At 72.1% G+C, this 16,142-nt stretch carries 12 protein-coding genes; 5 read left to right on the forward strand and 7 right to left on the reverse strand.

Features of this window, described 5'->3' with window-relative positions; translation table 11 throughout:
* Positions 1 to 23: 23 nt before the first annotated feature.
* The gene (locus ACFYY6_RS12215; RefSeq protein ID WP_351629245.1) at positions 24 to 539 is read right to left on the reverse strand and encodes a hypothetical protein; all 516 of its coding nucleotides are present in this window, start codon (positions 537 to 539) and stop codon (positions 24 to 26) included.
* Between the two features lie 106 nt (positions 540 to 645).
* The gene (locus ACFYY6_RS12220) at positions 646 to 1,686 is read right to left on the reverse strand and encodes an ABC transporter permease (protein WP_351523373.1); all 1,041 of its coding nucleotides are present in this window, start codon (positions 1,684 to 1,686) and stop codon (positions 646 to 648) included.
* A gap of 192 nt (positions 1,687 to 1,878) precedes the next feature.
* On the opposite strand from ACFYY6_RS12220, the gene ACFYY6_RS12225 reads away from it, so the two are divergent.
* The 3 genes from ACFYY6_RS12225 (at position 1,879) to ACFYY6_RS12235 (ending at position 7,878) form a co-directional block, all read left to right on the forward strand.
* On the forward strand, positions 1,879 to 5,580 hold the full coding sequence (locus tag ACFYY6_RS12225; protein ID WP_389192937.1) for a DNA polymerase III subunit alpha: 3,702 nt from the start codon (positions 1,879 to 1,881) through the stop codon (positions 5,578 to 5,580).
* Entirely contained in the window at positions 5,577 to 6,614 is a 1,038-nt protein-coding gene (locus tag ACFYY6_RS12230; protein ID WP_389192940.1) for a hypothetical protein, read from the forward strand. Before ACFYY6_RS12225 ends, ACFYY6_RS12230 begins: the two co-directional genes overlap by 4 nt.
* A 358-nt stretch (positions 6,615 to 6,972) precedes the next feature.
* Positions 6,973 to 7,878, forward strand: a complete 906-nt coding sequence (locus ACFYY6_RS12235; RefSeq protein WP_389192943.1) for an esterase/lipase family protein — start codon at positions 6,973 to 6,975, stop codon at positions 7,876 to 7,878.
* Positions 7,879 to 8,300: 422 nt separating this feature from the next.
* On the opposite strand, the gene ACFYY6_RS12240 is transcribed toward ACFYY6_RS12235, so the two are convergent.
* A complete protein-coding gene (locus ACFYY6_RS12240) occupies positions 8,301 to 8,870 on the reverse strand; it encodes a DinB family protein (RefSeq protein ID WP_389192946.1) in 570 nt (189 codons plus the stop codon).
* A 193-nt stretch (positions 8,871 to 9,063) separates the two neighbouring features.
* Between ACFYY6_RS12240 and ACFYY6_RS12245 the strand changes: the two genes are divergently transcribed.
* A complete protein-coding gene (locus ACFYY6_RS12245; RefSeq protein ID WP_386607352.1) occupies positions 9,064 to 10,611 on the forward strand; it encodes a methyltransferase domain-containing protein in 1,548 nt (515 codons plus the stop codon).
* Positions 10,612 to 10,706: 95 nt separating this feature from the next.
* Here the strand turns inward: ACFYY6_RS12245 and htpG are convergent, their stop codons facing one another.
* From htpG to ACFYY6_RS12260, 3 genes are all read right to left on the reverse strand, one after another.
* Positions 10,707 to 12,650, reverse strand: coding sequence for a molecular chaperone HtpG (htpG, locus tag ACFYY6_RS12250; protein WP_351522932.1), 1,944 nt, complete (start codon positions 12,648 to 12,650; stop codon positions 10,707 to 10,709).
* Between the two features lie 216 nt (positions 12,651 to 12,866).
* Positions 12,867 to 13,361: a DUF402 domain-containing protein gene (locus tag ACFYY6_RS12255; RefSeq protein WP_351522930.1), complete on the reverse strand. Its 495-nt coding sequence runs from the start codon at positions 13,359 to 13,361 to the stop codon at positions 12,867 to 12,869.
* Complete coding sequence (locus ACFYY6_RS12260) at positions 13,342 to 14,262, reverse strand: GNAT family N-acetyltransferase (protein WP_388650210.1); 921 nt, start codon at positions 14,260 to 14,262, stop codon at positions 13,342 to 13,344. The genes ACFYY6_RS12255 and ACFYY6_RS12260 overlap by 20 nt, the downstream gene beginning before the upstream one ends.
* Positions 14,263 to 14,422: 160 nt before the next feature.
* Here ACFYY6_RS12260 and ACFYY6_RS12265 point away from each other — a divergent pair, with 160 nt between their 5' ends.
* Positions 14,423 to 14,800, forward strand: a complete 378-nt coding sequence (locus ACFYY6_RS12265) for a GntR family transcriptional regulator (protein ID WP_351522926.1) — start codon at positions 14,423 to 14,425, stop codon at positions 14,798 to 14,800.
* 131 nt (positions 14,801 to 14,931) lie between these two features.
* On the opposite strand, the gene ACFYY6_RS12270 is transcribed toward ACFYY6_RS12265, so the two are convergent.
* Positions 14,932 to 16,035, reverse strand: coding sequence for a DUF5925 domain-containing protein (locus tag ACFYY6_RS12270; RefSeq protein WP_388650207.1), 1,104 nt, complete (start codon positions 16,033 to 16,035; stop codon positions 14,932 to 14,934).
* Positions 16,036 to 16,142 lie beyond the last annotated feature (107 nt).

Here is a 16,142-nt window from a genome sequence, read left to right on the forward strand (position 1 = left end):
GGCCGTCCGTGGGGCGCCCGGGGTCAGACGGCGGGCGTCGACTCCAGGTGGTACGTCGTGTCGACCCAGAAACCGTTCGTGGCCCTGGCCCTGATCTCCAGCACGTACTGTCCGGGGAGCAGGGGCGCGACGCCTCCCCAGAGGCCCCACGTGTAGCGCTGGGTCGACTCCGTCCTGAACGACGCGGTGAACTCGCGCAGCGGCAGCGGAACGCCGTTCAGCGACGCGCTGGCCTCCACGACGGTCATGGACAGGGGCACCCTGGAGTACGACCTGGGGTGCTGCATGTTGAGCACGGGAAAGAACAGCGGCCGGTCCGAGGGGGCCGCACAGCGCCGCACCACCCGGCCGCCGTACGTGCCGGCGAGGAACCAGAGGTCGTCCGGCTGGTTCCAGTCGGCGTGCTCGCCCGTCGTGTCCTTGACGGGATCGCGGTCGTCGGGGGCGGACAGGGCCCACGTCCACCACCGGCCCGAGAGCTCCCCGCCCTCCGCGTCGCTCAGCTTCCAGGTGCCGTCCGCCGACCCCGTACCACTCATGACACACCCCTCCCACGTGCGGCCCCTCGCCCCGGGGCCTGCTCCGAACAAGCGGACAGTACTCCGGGGCGCAGGCCCGGCGAGCGGCGGGCGCGGTGTTTACGGATCAGTCCTCGACCACCGAGCCGAACGGCGGCGGGGCGTCGGCGATGTCCTGCGGGGTGCGGCGCATGGCGATCAGGAAGGTGACGAGGGTGCCCACCGCCGCCCAGGCGGACAGCACCAGCAGCGGCCCGCTGATCGCGTTGCCCTTGAAGTAGGCGATCGAGCGGGCCACCCAGGTACCGGCTCCGGGCGGCAGCGCGGGGCCGATCGCCCGCCAGAAGTCCGGGAGCATCGGCAGCGGGAAGGCGCCGCCGGCGCTCGGGTTGCCCGCGATCACCACGATCAGGACGGCCAGGCCGATGCCGACGATGCCGGTGAGGGCCTGGAGGGCGAGGGTGAGCATGCCGACCGCGAAGACGGTCAGCGCTCCCAGCCCCGACAGGCCCCAGAAGCTTCCGGGCAGGGCGCCGAGAATCGGGCCGATGATGAGCGCGCCGCCGATTCCGCCCAGTACGGAGTAGAGCGCCATGACGCCGGTCCGGATCAGTGCGCGCTGCCGGTTGGCGGGTTTGGCGCCGGCGCTGATCGCCAGGATCGAGGCGCAGAGATAACCGCCCACGCACCAGCCCACCACCAGGTAGAAGGACGAGATCCCGTTGAAGTCCTGGTCGGAGGCGGGGGCCAGGTCCACGGACCGCACCGTGCGCTGCTGGGCCTGCTCCACCTTGGTCAGGGTCTTGGTCAGGGTGTCGGCCATGGCGGTGCCGCCGCCGGAGGCGACGAGGACGGTGTCGGTGGTGCCGGTGGGGTCGACGATCAGGGCGCCGTCGATCTCGCGGTTCAGGATCCGCTCGCGGGCGGTGGCCTCGTCGGCGACCGCACGGGGGTCCAGCGGGCCGCCCGGGAGGTTCTTCAGCTCGGTCAGGAGCTGTGCGGACATCTGCTGGGGAGCGACGACCCCGAAGGGGATCTCCGTCGGCTTCGGCTTGTGCAGGGCCCCGACGTAGGAGGCGATGAACAGGAGTTGCAGTGCGAGTACACCGATGACGAGCACTGCGGCTCGTGGAGTGACGGCGTTCTTCACCTCGTCGACGAAAGTCATGTCCTCACAATCCGGGGTATCGGCTGTTAGTACAGGAAAAGTAGGCCAAACGGTTGAACGGTACACGGATGTGGGTGCGGGTGCGCCCTGTCGCCGCTCGCGTGTCCCTCGATTGTCGTACGAATGTTCGAAAAGTGGTTTATGGTGGAAGCGAGGGGTGGTGGTGAGTACGGATCGGTCCAGGAGGTGCGGATGCCCGGGTTCACGCATCTGCGTACCGTTTCCGGGTTCTCCCTGCGGTACGGGGCCTCGCACCCGGAGCGGCTGGTGGAGCGCGCCGCGGAGCGGGGGATGGACGCGCTCGCGCTGACCGACCGCGACACGCTCGCGGGAACGGTCCGTTTCGCCAAGGCGTGCGAGCGGGCCGGGGTGCGGCCGATCTTCGGGACGGAGCTCGCGGTGGGGGCCGCGACGGGGACCGTGAAGGCGGAGCGTGCGAGAGAGGGTGGCGGTGCGCATCAGCTGCGGACCCCCGCCCGGGGTGGTGCCTTTGTCGACGAATCGGCCCCCCGGGTCACCTTTCTCGCCCGGGACGGCGCGCGGGGATGGGCGGAACTGTGCCGCCTCGTCACCGCCGCGCACGCCGGGGCCGGGGGCGTGTACGCCGGAGCCGGAGACGCCGCGTACGCCGGTACCGGGCCCGCTCGCGCAGGGCGTAGGGGCGCCGCGCACGCCGGTGCCGGACCTGCTTCCGGGGCGCGCGCGGGCGTGAGGACGGGCGCGAGGCCGGGGCAGCCCCTGCTCGACCGGTCCGCGCTGCCCGGCGAAGGGCTCGTCGTACTGCTCGGCCCCGCCTCCGACGTCGGCAGGGCGCTGGCCGCCGGCCGTCCGGACCGGGCCGCCGCACTGCTCGCCGCCTGGCGGGAGATCCACGGCGACGCCCTGCGCCTCGAAGCCGTCCACCACGGGCGCGAGGGCACCGGCCCCGGATCGCTGCGGCTCGCCGCCCGTACCGTCGGCTTCGCCGCCGAGCAGGGGGTGCGGGCCGTGCTGACCAACGCCGTCCGGTACGCCGATCCCGGGCAGGGGCCGGTCGCCGACGTGCTCGACGCGGCTCGCCTGCTGGTGCCCGTCGATCCCCGCCGCGCCCCGCTGGACAGCGGCGAGCGCTGGCTGAAGGGCGCCCGCGCGATGGCCGAGACGGCCGAACGGATCGCCTCCGCCGCCGGTCTCGGCCAGGGTGCCGGGGCGCGGCTGCTCGCGGAGACCCGGCACACCGCCGAGGCCTGCGTCGTCGACCCCCGGAGCGATCTCGGCCTCGGCACCGTCCACTTCCCCGAACCGCACCTCGTCGGCGCCGCCCACCGCACCGCCCAGCGGGTGCTGGCCTCCCGCGCCGCCGCCGGAATGGTGCTGCGCGGCTACGACCGCAGGCGCGACTACTGGGAGCGGATGCGCCGGGAACTGGACATCATCGCCCACCACGGCTTCGCCTCCTACTTCCTGACGGTGGCTCAAGTCGTCGACGACGTGCGGGCGATGAACGTACGAGTGGCCGCCCGGGGATCCGGCGCGGGTTCCCTCGTCAACCATCTCCTCGGGATCGCGCACGCCGACCCGGTCGAGAACGGGCTGCTGATGGAGCGCTTCCTCTCCAAGCGCCGCGCCGTGCTGCCCGACATCGACATCGACGTCGAGTCCGCCCGCCGGCTCGACGTGTACCGCGCGATCATCGGACGCTTCGGCGCCGAACGGGTCGCGACCGTCGCCATGCCCGAGACCTACCGGGTGCGCCACGCCATCCGGGACGTCGGCGCCGCGCTCTCCATGGACCCGGCCGAGATCGACCGGCTCGCCAAGGCGTTCCCGCACATCCGGGCCCGTGACGCCCGCGCGGCCATGGCGGAACTGCCCGAACTGCGCGACGTGGCACGGGAGAAGGACCGCCACGGCCGACTCTGGGAACTGGTCGAGGCGCTGGACGCCCTGCCCCGCGGCATCGCCATGCATCCGTGCGGGGTGCTCCTCTCGGACGCCTCCCTACCGCATCGGGTGCCCGTCGTGCCCACGAGCGGGGAGCACTTCCCGATGGCGCAGTTCGACAAGGAGGACGTGGAGGACCTGGGGCTGCTCAAACTCGACGTCCTGGGCGTGCGGATGCAGTCGGCGATGGCGCACGCGGTCGCCGAGGTCGAGCGGGCCTCGGGCCGGGCCGTGGACCTGGACGCCGTGCCGCCGGGCGACCCGGAGACGTACCGGCTGATCAGGAGCGCCGAGACGCTGGGCTGCTTCCAGATCGAGTCGCCGGGCCAGCGCGATCTCGTCGGCCGGCTCCAGCCCACCGGCTTCCACGACCTGGTGGTCGACATCTCGCTGTTCCGGCCCGGTCCGGTCGCCGCCGACATGGTGCGGCCGTTCATCGAGGCACGGCACGGCCGGGCGCCCGCCCGTTACCCGCACCCCGATCTGGAGCGGCCGCTGCGCGAGACGTACGGAGTGGTCGTCTTCCACGAGCAGGTCATCGAGATGCTCGACATCATGACCGGCTGCGGACGGGACGAGGCCGACCGGGTGCGGCGCGGACTGTCCGACCCCGAATCGCAGGACCGGATCAGGGTGTGGTTCGCGCAGCGGGCGGCGGAACGGAAGTACGACATCGAGGTGATCGCCCGGACCTGGGAGATCATCGAGGCGTTCGGCAGTTACGGCTTCTGCAAGGCGCACGCGGTCGCCTTCGCCGTACCGACGTACCAGTCGGCGTGGCTCAAGGCGCACCACCCGGCGGCCTTCTACGCCGGGCTGCTCACCCATGACCCGGGGATGTATCCGAAGCGGCTGCTGCTCGCGGACGCGCGGCGGCGCGGGGTGCCGGTGCTGGGCCTGGACGTGAACCGCTCGGCGGCCACCCATCGAATCGAACTGGTGTCTGACAGTGGGACAGCGGTCCTGTCCGGGAACGGGGCCGGGGGCTCCGGGGAGGGCTCCGGGGTCTGGGGAGTGCGGCTCGCGCTCTCGGACGTCCATGGCATCAGCGGGGCCGAGGTCGCCCGGATCGAGGCCGGACAGCCCTACACCTCACTGCTGGACTTCTGGCAGCGGGCCAGGCCGACCAGGCCGGTCGCCGAACGGCTGGCCCAGGTGGGTGCGTTGGACGCGTTCGGCGCCAACCGGCGCGATCTGCTGCTGCACCTGTCCGAACTGCGCCACGTCCGGCGGGGCGCCGGTGCCGGTGAGCAGCTTCCGCTCGGAGGCGGCCACCGGACCGGTCCGATCGGGCTGCCCGACCTCAACGAGGCCGAACGCCTCAGCGCCGAGCTGGGCGTCCTGAGCATGGACGTCTCCCACCACCTGATGGAGGATCACCACGCGTTCCTGAAGGAGCTCGGGGCGGTCTCCGCCAAGCGGCTGCGCGAGGCGCGGCACGGGCAGACCGTGCTGGTCGCCGGGGCCAAGGCGGCCACCCAGACCCCGCCGGTGCGCTCTGGCCGGCGGGTCGTCTTCACCACCCTGGACGACGGCACCGGCCTGGTCGACCTGGCCTTCTTCGACGACAGCCACGCGGCCTGCGCGCACACCGTCTTCCACTCCTGGCTGCTGCTGGTGCGCGGCGTGGTGCAGCGGCGCGGACCGCGGAGCTTGAGCGTGGTCGGTTCGGCCGCCTGGAACCTGGCCGAACTGGCCGAACTGCGGCGCACCGGCGGGCTCGACGCGGTCGCCGCCCGACTGGCGGAGAAGCCCGGGGCCGAGGAATCCCCGGACCGGAAGCCTTCGGCCGGTGTCAGTTCCTCGTCCGGGGAGCCCGCTGCCGAAACCCACGCGCCCGACGGCGAGGGACGCCGCGTCCGGCTGCCGACGGGGTACGAGATGAATCCCTGGTCGGACCTCCAGCCGCCCGGCGAGGGCGTCGCCACCGGTAGGAAGCTGTGGCACCAGAGCCCGGGGAGCGCGGGATGAGTGGCATCGAACGGGACCTGCCTGGAGTGCCGGGGACCGGGGTGCCGGGCATTCTGTACCTGCGGTTCCGTATGGTCGGCGGCGGCCCCCCGGACGATGTCCGTTACGAGGAACTGCTCGCCCTGCTCGGTACGTTCACCCCGGTGGTCGAGGCGGTCCGGCCCGACGGGGCGCTCGCCGATGTGCGCGGCGCACTGCGGTACTTCGGCCAGGACGCGAGGGGGCTGGCCTCGGTGATCCGGATCCGGGCGCTCGCCCTGCACGGCGTGGACTGCGCGATCGGGGCGGGGGAGAACCCGATGCTGGCCCGGGCGGCGGCCCGCCGGGCGGCCCCCGGAACGACCTTCGTGGTGCCCCGGGGCGGGGGAGCGGGGTTCCTCACCGCCGAGCCGGTCACGGCGCTGGACGGAGTCGGGGCGGCGACGGCCCGCACCCTGCGCGGCTACGGGCTCGACTCCGTCGGCCGGATCGCGCAGACCCCGCTCGGCACCCTGCAACGGATCACCGGCGCACGGACCGGGCGGGACCTGTGGGAGCGGTCGCGCGGCATCGACCGCACGGTGGTCGCACCGGGCGCCGCCGCCCGGTCGGTCACCGCCGAACGCACTTTCCCGCTCGATGAGTTGGACCAGGAGCGGCAGCGCCGCGCGATCCTGTCGCTCACCGAGGAACTGGGCGCCCGGATGCGCGCGGACGGGCAGGTGTGCCGAGGGCTCACGGTCCTCGTGCGCCATGCCTCCCGGACCGGGTACACCACGCTGAGTCGAACCCGTACGCTTCCGGAACCCACCGCCCACTCCGCGGCGCTCACCGACCTCGCGTACCGGATCCACGACTCCTTCGGACTGCAGCGGGCCCGGGTCCGGGGGATCGCGCTGCGCGCGGAAGGCCTGATGGACGCCGAACGGGCCGCGCACCAGCTCTCGTTCGACCCGGCGGACGAACGGGCGCGCCGGATCGAGGCGGTGGCGGACCGGCTGCGGGACAAGTACGGCCCGCGGGCCGTGATGCCGGGACGCCTCGCGGACGGCTGATCCCCGCGCGGTCCGACGGCTCCCGCGCGGCCCGCCGCCCCCGCGCGGCCCGCAGGCGTCCGTGCGCTGTCCGCAAGGGCCCGTGCCGGCCGTCGATGGCGAACACCGCCGACGCCGTCTTCGCGAAGAAGCCCGCGCCGCCCGTGCCGGGCGTCGACTTCCGCACCGCCGCCCAATGACCGTGCGACTCCGTCGTATCGGTGAAGCCATCAGCTTTTACCGACGCGTAACTTCCCATGCCTCCCTACCCATGCGTAATTTGGCCTGAGCACACGAAAGGTCAGCCGTCAGAACTTGTGGTCCGGGCCGCAGGGCGCACACCCATCGCAACTCCCTTGAGCCGCAAGGAGACCACACGATGCTGCCCCGGACCCGTGCGTCACGCGTTCTCCGCGCCCGGAGAACCCTTGCCGCGCTGCTCCTCGCCGTCGCCGCAGTCGCCACCTCCACGGCCGCCGCTGCCGCCACCCCCACAGCCACTGCTCCCACCGCCGCCACGGCCACGTCCCGCGGCTGGAACGACTACTCCTGCAAGCCCTCCACGGCCCACCCCCGGCCCGTCGTCCTGGTCCACGGGACCTTCGGGAACTCGATCGACAACTGGCTGGCCCTCGCCCCCTACCTCGTCAACCGCGGATACTGCGTCTACTCCCTGGACTACGGCCAGCTGCCCGGCGTACCGCTCTTCAACGGCCTCGGCCCGATCGACAAGTCGGCCGGCCAGCTCGCCGTCTTCGTCGACAAGGTGCTCGCCGCCACCGGCGCCTCCGAGGCCGACCTCGTCGGTCACTCCCAGGGCGGGATGATGCCGAACTACTACCTGAAGTTCCTCGACGGGGCCGCCAAGGTGAACGCGCTGATCGGGATCGCCCCCGACAATCACGGCTCCACCCTCCTCGGCCTGACGAGACTCCTGCCGTACTTCCCGGGCGTGGAGCACCTGCTCAACACCAACACCCCCGCCCTCGCCGACCAGGTGGCGGGCTCCCCCTTCCTCACCAAGCTCAACGCGGGCGGCGACACCGTGCCCGGAGTCCGGTACACGGTCATCGCGACCAGGTACGACGAGGTCGTGACCCCGTACCGCACGCAATTCCTGGACGGGCCGAACGTCCGTAACGTGCTGCTCCAGGACCTGTGCCCGCTCGATGTCTCCGGGCACGTGGCGATCGGCACCGTCGACCGGATCGCCTATCACGAGGTGGCGAACGCCCTCGACCCCGCCCGCGCCACCCCGACCACCTGCGCCTCGGTCATCGGCTAGTGCCGCTCCCGGCAACGTTTGCCCCGTCGCACCGTCCGGTACGCACTCTCCCAAGGCCTTAAGGGCCAGGGGGGACCCCCTTCGGCGTTGGCCGAGATCCCACGTAGCCTGCTACGAGGGCTTTCGGCCGCCTTGCGATCAATGGGGTCTCCCCTGCTCGAACAAGGCTGAGAGCTTGGGGAAGCACCGGACGACGCTCCTTCCGGTCAAACCTTGCCGGTCACGGCACTAGTGCTGCGAAGGTCCCGTCCGGCGCTACTTTCGCAACACGCCCTGGCACTGCGACCGCCCCCTTTCCCGGCCCGGTCCGGGAAGTTCCGCGGATGCCACGGCCGGGACACCAGGACCGCCGTGAAAGCGGATCGCGGTGTCCCGGCCATGGCCGACCGCATCGGCCGGCGCGCGGGCGCCCCGCACGTCCATCAGGTCCGGTGGGCGGCCGGTGGCCCGCCGACCGCCCGCTGGAGGCGGAGCTGGCCGATTTCCGCCGCGTTCTTCATCAGTTCCGCGTTCACCCAGGCGACCATGTGCGCGACGGTGTGCCGGGGGTCGTTCCGCCACGGGAACGGGGCGGTCGCGGCCAGATCGGCGTCGGTGAGCCGGTCCAGCGCCGTCAGCCAGTCCTCGCGCAGACCGCGCAGCCATGCGACGGCCGGCTCGCCCGCGCCCGGCCAGACGACATCGCTGCGCGCCCGGGGCGTTTCGCCCCGGACGTGGTCGAGGGTCACGCCCCACCACCAGCCGATGTGCCAGCTCAGCCATCCGATGGTCGGCACGGGAACGGGATCGGGTTCGCTCTCCGCCCAGTCCGGCACCCACGTCCCGTCGTCGTCCCGGTGCAGCGTCCAGCAGAGCGCGGCGGGCTCCCAGAGGAAGTCCTCGGGTTCGATCCTCTCCAGGTGGTATTCGAACAGCGACCAGGTCAGGTCGAACTGCCAGCGCAGCACTTCGAGGGCGCGCTGTGGGGCGGGTCGATTCGGCGAGGCACTCATCGGCCGACCCTCGCACGGCATCGGGTCCGTAGAGAAACGGGTTTCGAACGGGACCCGCACGGGTTTCGAACGGGACCCGCACGGGTTCTGCGAGCGGCGCGGGCCCCCGAGTGCGCCCCCGAGCTCCCGGGCGGACAGCCCGCGCCCCCTCTCCCCGGGCACCGTTGTCGGTGGTGGATGGCACGATCGAACCATGACGACGATCGACTGGGACTCCGCGGCCGACTCCTTCGACGAGGGGCCCGACCACGGGCTGCTCGATCCGGTGGTCCGGCACGCCTGGGCGAGGCGGCTGGAGGGCTGGCTGCCCGGCGCGCGTTCCGAGGTGCTCGATCTGGGGTGCGGCACCGGAAGCCTCGCGCTGCTCGCCGCCGGGCAGGGGCACCGGGTCACGGCGGTCGACCGGTCGCCGCGCATGGTGGAGCGGGCGCGGGCCAAACTCGCCGGGACGGGGAGCGAGGTCCTTCTCGGGGACGCGGCACGGCCCCCGGTCGGCGGACAGCGGTTCGATGTGGTCATGGTCCGGCACGTGGTGTGGCTGCTGCCCGATCCGGTGGCGGCCCTGCGCCACTGGTTCGGCCTGTTGCGGCCCGGTGGCCGGCTGGTCCTGATCGAGGGCGTGTGGGACGGGGCCGGTCTGCCTGCCGGGCAACTGACCGGGCTGCTCTCGGAGTTCACCGAGCGTGTCCACCACGAGCCGCTCTCCGGCGACCCGGACCTGTGGGGCGGGCGGGTCGACGACGAGCGCTACGCGCTGGTGGCCCGTGCCGAACCGCCTCGGCGGCACACCGAGGTCGTCGACGTGCACCTGATCCTTCGCCGCGGCCCGGATGTCCTGCTCGCCCGCCGGGACGGGACGGGATACGCGGACGGGCTGTTCCACTGTCCGTCCGGGCACGTCGAGGACGGCGAGGACGTCCGCGAGGCGATGATCCGCGAGGCCGCCGAGGAGATCGGTGTCGAACTCGGCCCGGACGAGCTGCGGGTCGCGCTGGTCATGCAGCACCGGGGCCCCGGCGGCGGACCCAGAACCGGCTGGTTCTTCGAGGCGGAGTACGACCCCGCCCGCCCGCCGTACAACCGCGAGCCGGACAAATGCTCCGAGCTGGAGTGGTTCCCGCTGGACGCGCTCCCGGACGACAGCATCGCCTACTGCCGCGCGGGGCTCGACGGCTACCGGGCGGGGGACCACTTCCTGATCCACTGGCACGAGGACGGCGACCCCGTGGCCTACCAGCCGCACGGCGCCCGCCGCGCCGTCCCGCTGCCGGCCGGGGGGACGGGCACCGGAGGGGTGCACCACGTCGAGCTGTGGGTGCCCGACCTGCCGACCGCCGAGCGGGGATGGGGGTGGCTGCTCGGTGAGCTGGGCCATGTCCCTTACCAGCACTGGGAGCACGGGCGTAGCTGGCGGCGCGGCGACAGCTACGTGGTGGTCGAGCAGTCGCCCGACCTGACCGGCCGGACGCACGACCGGTGCCGCCCCGGGCTCAACCATCTGGCATTCCACGTCCGGGACCGGGCCGCCCTCGACGCCCTGGTGGCCGAGGCTCCGGAACACGGCTGGCGGCAGCTCTTCCCGGACCGCTACCCGCACGCGGGCGGGGACGAGCACGTCGCCGCGTATCTGGAGGACGCGGCGGGCTACGAGGTGGAGCTGGTCGCCGGGGTCGGACAGGCCCGCCCGGCACCGCAGGAGCCGGACCCGTACACCGACGTATGGGAACGCGTCCGGGACTGACGGATGCCCCCGGGGCACTGCCCCGGCGGGCATCCGTCAGAGCGGTCACCGGCCGGGGTGACGTCACCCCGGCCGGTGGTGCGGCGGGCCCTCGGTCACAGGGCGCGTTCGAGGCGGTCGGCCATCAGCCGGACGAAGCGCGCCGGGTCGCCCAGCTCCCCGCCCTCGGCCAGCAGCGCCAGGTCGTGCAGCAGCTCGGCCGTCTCCTCCAGACCGGTGGTGTCCTTCTCGGCACGTTCGGCGTAGGCCCGGTTGAGTCCGCCGACCAGCGGGTGTTCCGGGTTGAGTTCGAGGATGCGCTTGGCGTCCGGGACGGACTGGCCCATCGCCCGGTACATGTTCCGCAGGGCGGGCGTCACGTCGTGCGCGTCCGAGACGATGCAGGCGGGCGAGACGGTGAGGCGCGAGGAGAGACGCACCTCCTTGACGGTCTCGCCGAGCCGCTCCGTCATCCAGGAGAGCAGATCCGCGTACTCCCGCTGACGGTTCTCCCGCTCGTTCGCCGCTTCCTTCTTCTCCTCCTCGGTGCCGAGGTCGATCTCGCCCTTGGCGACGGACCGCAGCTTCTTCCCGTCGAACTCGGGCTCCGCCTCGACCCACACCTCGTCGACCGGATCGGTCAGCAGCAGCACCTCGATGCCCTTGGCCCGGAACGCCTCCATGTGCGGGGAGTTCTCGATGGCCTGCCGGGACTCGCCCGTCAGGTAGAAGATGTGCTCCTGGCCCTCCTTCATCCGCTCCACGTACTGCCGCAGCGTGGTCGGCTCGCCCTCGTCATGGGTCGTGGCGAAGGAGGCGATCTTGAGGATGGCGTCGCGGTTCTCGAAGTCGCTCAGCAGCCCTTCCTTGACGACGCGGCCGAACTCCCGCCAGAACGTGGCGTAGCGCTCCGGGTCGGCGGTCATCATGTCCTTGACCGTCGACAGCACCTTCTTCGCCAGGCGGCGGTGCATCATCTGGATCTGGCGGTCCTGCTGGAGGATCTCGCGCGACACGTTGAGCGACAGGTCCTGCGCGTCGACGACGCCCTTCACGAAGCGCAGGTACGGAGGCATCAGCGCTTCGCAGTCGTCCATGATGAAGACGCGCTTCACGTACAGCTGGATGCCGCGCTTGTACCCCTGCATGAACAGGTCGTGGGGCGCGTGCGACGGGATGAACAGCAGCGCCTGGTACTCGAAGGTGCCCTCCGCCTGGAGCCGGACGGTTTCGAGCGGGTCGATCCAGTCGTGGCTGATGTGCTTGTACAGCTCGTGGTACTCGTCGTCCGAGACCTCGTCGCGCGAGCGCGCCCACAGGGCCTTCATCGAGTTGAGGGTCTCGGGCTCGCGCGGCGCGTCGTCGGAGCCCTCCTCGGCGTCCTTCGCGTCGGCGTCGGTCTCCGTGACCATCCTGATGGGCCAGGTGATGAAGTCCGAGTACCGCTTGACGATCTCCCTGATCTTCCACGGGGAGGTGTAGTCGTAGAGCCGGTCCTCGGTGTCCTCCGGCTTGAGCCGGAGCGTGACCGAGGTGCCCTGCGGGGCGCTGTCGACGGTCTCGATCGTGTACGTGCCCTCGCCGGTCGACGTCCAGCGGGTGCCCCGGGTCTCGCCCGCGCGCCGGGTCAGCAGTGTGACCTCGTCGGCCACCATGAAGCTGGAGTAGAACCCGACCCCGAACTGGCCGATCAACCCTTCGGCAGCGGTGGCGTCCTCGGACTCCTTGGCCTCCTTGAGTTCCCGCAGGAACTTGGCGGTGCCCGAATTCGCGATCGTCCCGATGAGCTGGACCACTTCGTCGTGAGACATGCCGATGCCGTTGTCCCGCACGGTCAGCGTGCGGGCCTGCTTGTCGGCCTCGATGTCGATGTGGAGGTCGGACACGTCCGCGCCGAGCGAGTCGTCGCGCAATGCCTCCAGCCGCAGTTTGTCGAGCGCGTCGGAGGCGTTGGAGACGAGTTCGCGCAGGAACACGTCCTTGTTCGAGTAGATCGAGTGGATCATCATCTGCAGAAGCTGGCGCGCTTCCACCTGAAACTCGAACGTCTCAGTGGGCATATCCGTGATTCCTTCTCAGGTCACCGGGTGGGGAACTGACCTGAGCACTTTAATTGAGCCGATCATCACGGACAGTCGGTTCTCCGAGGTTGGCCGTGCTCGATCGTTCGTCCCCCGCCCGTGCCGCCCGGCCCCGGCCGCCCCGGCAGGGCCGACGCACCGGGGCCGACCGGGCGGAGGCGGAGGACCGGAAGTCCGGCCCGACCGCCGGACGCGTCATCCGAGCAGTGCGGCGAGACCGTCCGTCCTGGCGAGCAGCTCCAGCTCGTCCAGCGCCCGCCGGGCCGCGTCGGCCGCCACCGGATCACGCTCGGCGAGACCGCTCGCCTCGAACTCGTCCTCGTCCAGCCGCAGCACGGACGACCCGTCGGCCGACACCCACAGGTCGAGGTCCAGGTCCTCCACCATCAGCTCCCCGTCCCGCAGCACGGCGGGCCGGGTGATGTCGCAGTACCAGCCCTTGAGCCCGCCCGACCCGGACCGGACCTCCTTCACCGCGAACCAGCGGTCGCGCCAGTAGTGCTCGGTGAACACGTCCCCGGGCTCGAACCGTACGAAGCCGAAGTCCCGCACCCCCGGCGCCGCCCAGGGCGCCCGTGCCGTGATCCGGGTGCCGTCGTCGCGGACCAGGCCCGCCGGATACCTGATCTTGGTCCGCCCGGCCTTCACCAGGGCGACCACGAGCGAGGACTCAGCCGAGCTCACGGACATGCCGCACCTCCGTGGCACAGATCTCGTAGCCGAACCAGCGGTTGACCGCCAGCATCGGAGCGTTGTCCGCGTCGTTGCCGGTGTACGCGTCCGTGTACCCGGCCGCGCGCGCCCGGCGCAGCGAGTCGTGCTTGGCGAGCTTCGCCAGCCCGCGGCCCCGGTACGCGCGGCGGGTGCCGGTCATCCCCGACATGTAGCGGGTCCGGCCGTCGGTCCGGGCCGCGGTGAACGCCGCCACCTCTCCGTCCACCGTCACGACCGACGTGAGTTCGTGGTCGAGCGCGGGGTGGCGCCAGGTCTGCCGGAGCCAGTGCTCGTAGTCGGACAGTTCGGCCGGGGTGTCGCTCGGTTCGTCGGCCGTGGTCTCGGCGTCGGCCTCGAAGAGCGGGCGCGGGTCGTCCGCGAAGTCCGCCCCCGTGCGCAGCTCGACGCCCGCCGGGACGGCCGGGCGGGGCGGCAGCGCGCCGCCCGCGAGGTCGAGGCGGAGGAAGTGCGCCGAGCGGCTCGGCGCGTAGCCGCGCTTCTCCGCAAAGGCACGGTTCGACGGGGTGTCGAGCACCCAGGTGTAGACGGTGCGCGCCCCTTCCCTCGCGAGGTGCTCCTCCGCCGTCCGCAGCAGCAGCCCTCCCGCGCCGCGCCCGGTGCGGTCCGGATGCGTGTACGGGTCGCAGAACGCCAGGCCGGGTTCGGGGCTGTCGGACGCCAGCCCGGTCCGGGCGATCGCGATGATCTCCCCGTCCTCCTCGGCGACCAGCAGTCGGCGGCGCTCCTCGGACCGGGCGGAGGCGAGGTCGAAGGAGACCTGCTCGGGGGTGGTCACGATGTAGGGCATTGCGGCATGCCCGACGCGCGCCCAGGCAGCGGCGTCTGCGGGCAGGAAGTCGCGAACGAGGACAGTCATGGGCCGGACGCTACGCGGGGGTGCGTCGCACCGCCTCCGATTTTCCGGCATCGGACCAGTGGTGGAACGGTGTCGGGATCGCCACGCGACGGCGGTGGGACGGCGACGGCACCGTGGCGGACGTCGGCGGCGGGGGGCCGCGGTGGTGGACAATCGGTACGTGACTCTCAAGATCGTCCTTGACCCGGCCTCCGGGACCGCCCCGTACGAGCAACTGCGCGCGCAGATCTCCGAATTGGCCCGTTCCGGCGCGCTTCCCGTCGGTTTCAGACTTCCGACCGTACGCGGCTTCGCCGAGGAGCTCGGCCTCGCCGCGAACACCGTCGCCAAGGCGTACCGGGCGCTGGAGACCGACGGCGTGATCGAGACCCGGGGCCGCAACGGCACGTTCATCGCCGCGGCCGGTGAGGCGGCGGACCGTCACGCGGCGTCCGCCGCTCGCGAGTACGCCGATCAGGCGCGACGGCTGGGCCTGTCGCAGGCCGAAGCGCTGTCGCTGGCCGAGGAAGCGGTGCGTGCGGCTTACGCGGCGCACTGAGCCGGCGCGCGGGGAAGCACCCGCCGGACCGCTCGCCCGGCGAGCGCCACGGGGCCCGTGCGGGAACGGGCCGGGGCCGGGGGCGTCGGATCCGCCTGGGGATGCCCGGATCCGCCGGAGGTGTCGGGCCGTCAGAGATAGAGGCCCGCGTCCGCGCCGGAATCCTGCCTCGGCACCGACGCGGGGCCGCTGCCGCGCCGCAGCGCGTACAGCTCGGCGAGCGTGGCGCCCTCGCGGCCGAGTCCCTCCTCCGCGCCCAGCCAGCCCACCGCCTCCTCGCGGGTCAGCGGGCCCACCTCGATCCTGGCGAGGCAGCGGCCGGGCCGGACCACGGCCGGGTGGAGCCGTTCCAGGTCCTCGTTGGTGGTGACGCCGACCAGCACGTTGCGCCCCTGGCCGAGCAGTCCGTCGGTGAGGTTCAGCAGCCGGGAGAGCGCCTGGCCCGCCGTGTGCTTGGCCTCGCCGCGGATCAGCTCGTCGCAGTCCTCCAGGAGCAGCAGCCGCCAACGGCCCTTCGCCGTGCCCTCGTCCTCGCCGATCGCGATGTCCATCAGATAGCCGACGTCGTTGAACAGCCGCTCCGGGTCGAGCACGCAGTCGACCTGGCACCAGTCCCGCCACGAACGCGCGAGCGTGCGCAGCGCCGACGTCTTGCCGGTGCCGGGTGGGCCGTGCAGCAGGAGCAGCCGGCCCGCGATGTCGTCGGGGGTGATCTTCATCAGCCGGTCCATGGCATCGGCCACCGGAGCCGTGTAGTTGCTCCGGACCTCGTCCCATGCTCCGGCGGCGATCTGACGGGTGGTGCGGTACGGGCCGCGGCGCGGTGACACGTACCAGAACCCCATCGTCACGTTCTCGGGCTGCGGTTCGGGTTCGTCCCGCACGCCCTCCGTCGCCCGGTCGAGGATCTCGCGCGCCAGCTCCGCGCTGGTCGCGGTGACCGTGACGTCGGCGCCCCGGTTCCACCGGGAGACGAGCAGGGTCCAGCCGTCGCCCTCGGCGAGCGTGGCGCTGCGGTCGTCGTCCCGGGCGGCGCGCAGCACCGTGGCGGCCGGGGGCAGCAGGGTGGCATCGGCCTTGACCCGGTCGAGGGAGGAGCTGTGCGAGTAGGGCTGCTCGCCCGTCGCGAAGCGGCCGAGGAACAGCGCGTCCACGACATCGGACGGCGAATCGCCGTCGTCGACGGTGAGCCGGATCGGCAGCGCGGACTCAGGGGTGGAGGACATGGCGCTCATGATCCGGCAACGGGAGGCCCGGCGCACCCGGGTTTCATCACCTTTCTCCCCGTGTCCGACAGGTCGGCCACGGACATGACACGACATCAAGGGGGCGCGCGGAAGAA

The organism is Streptomyces sp. NPDC001750, assembly GCF_042892615.1.
GTDB lineage: Bacteria > Actinomycetota > Actinomycetes > Streptomycetales > Streptomycetaceae > Streptomyces.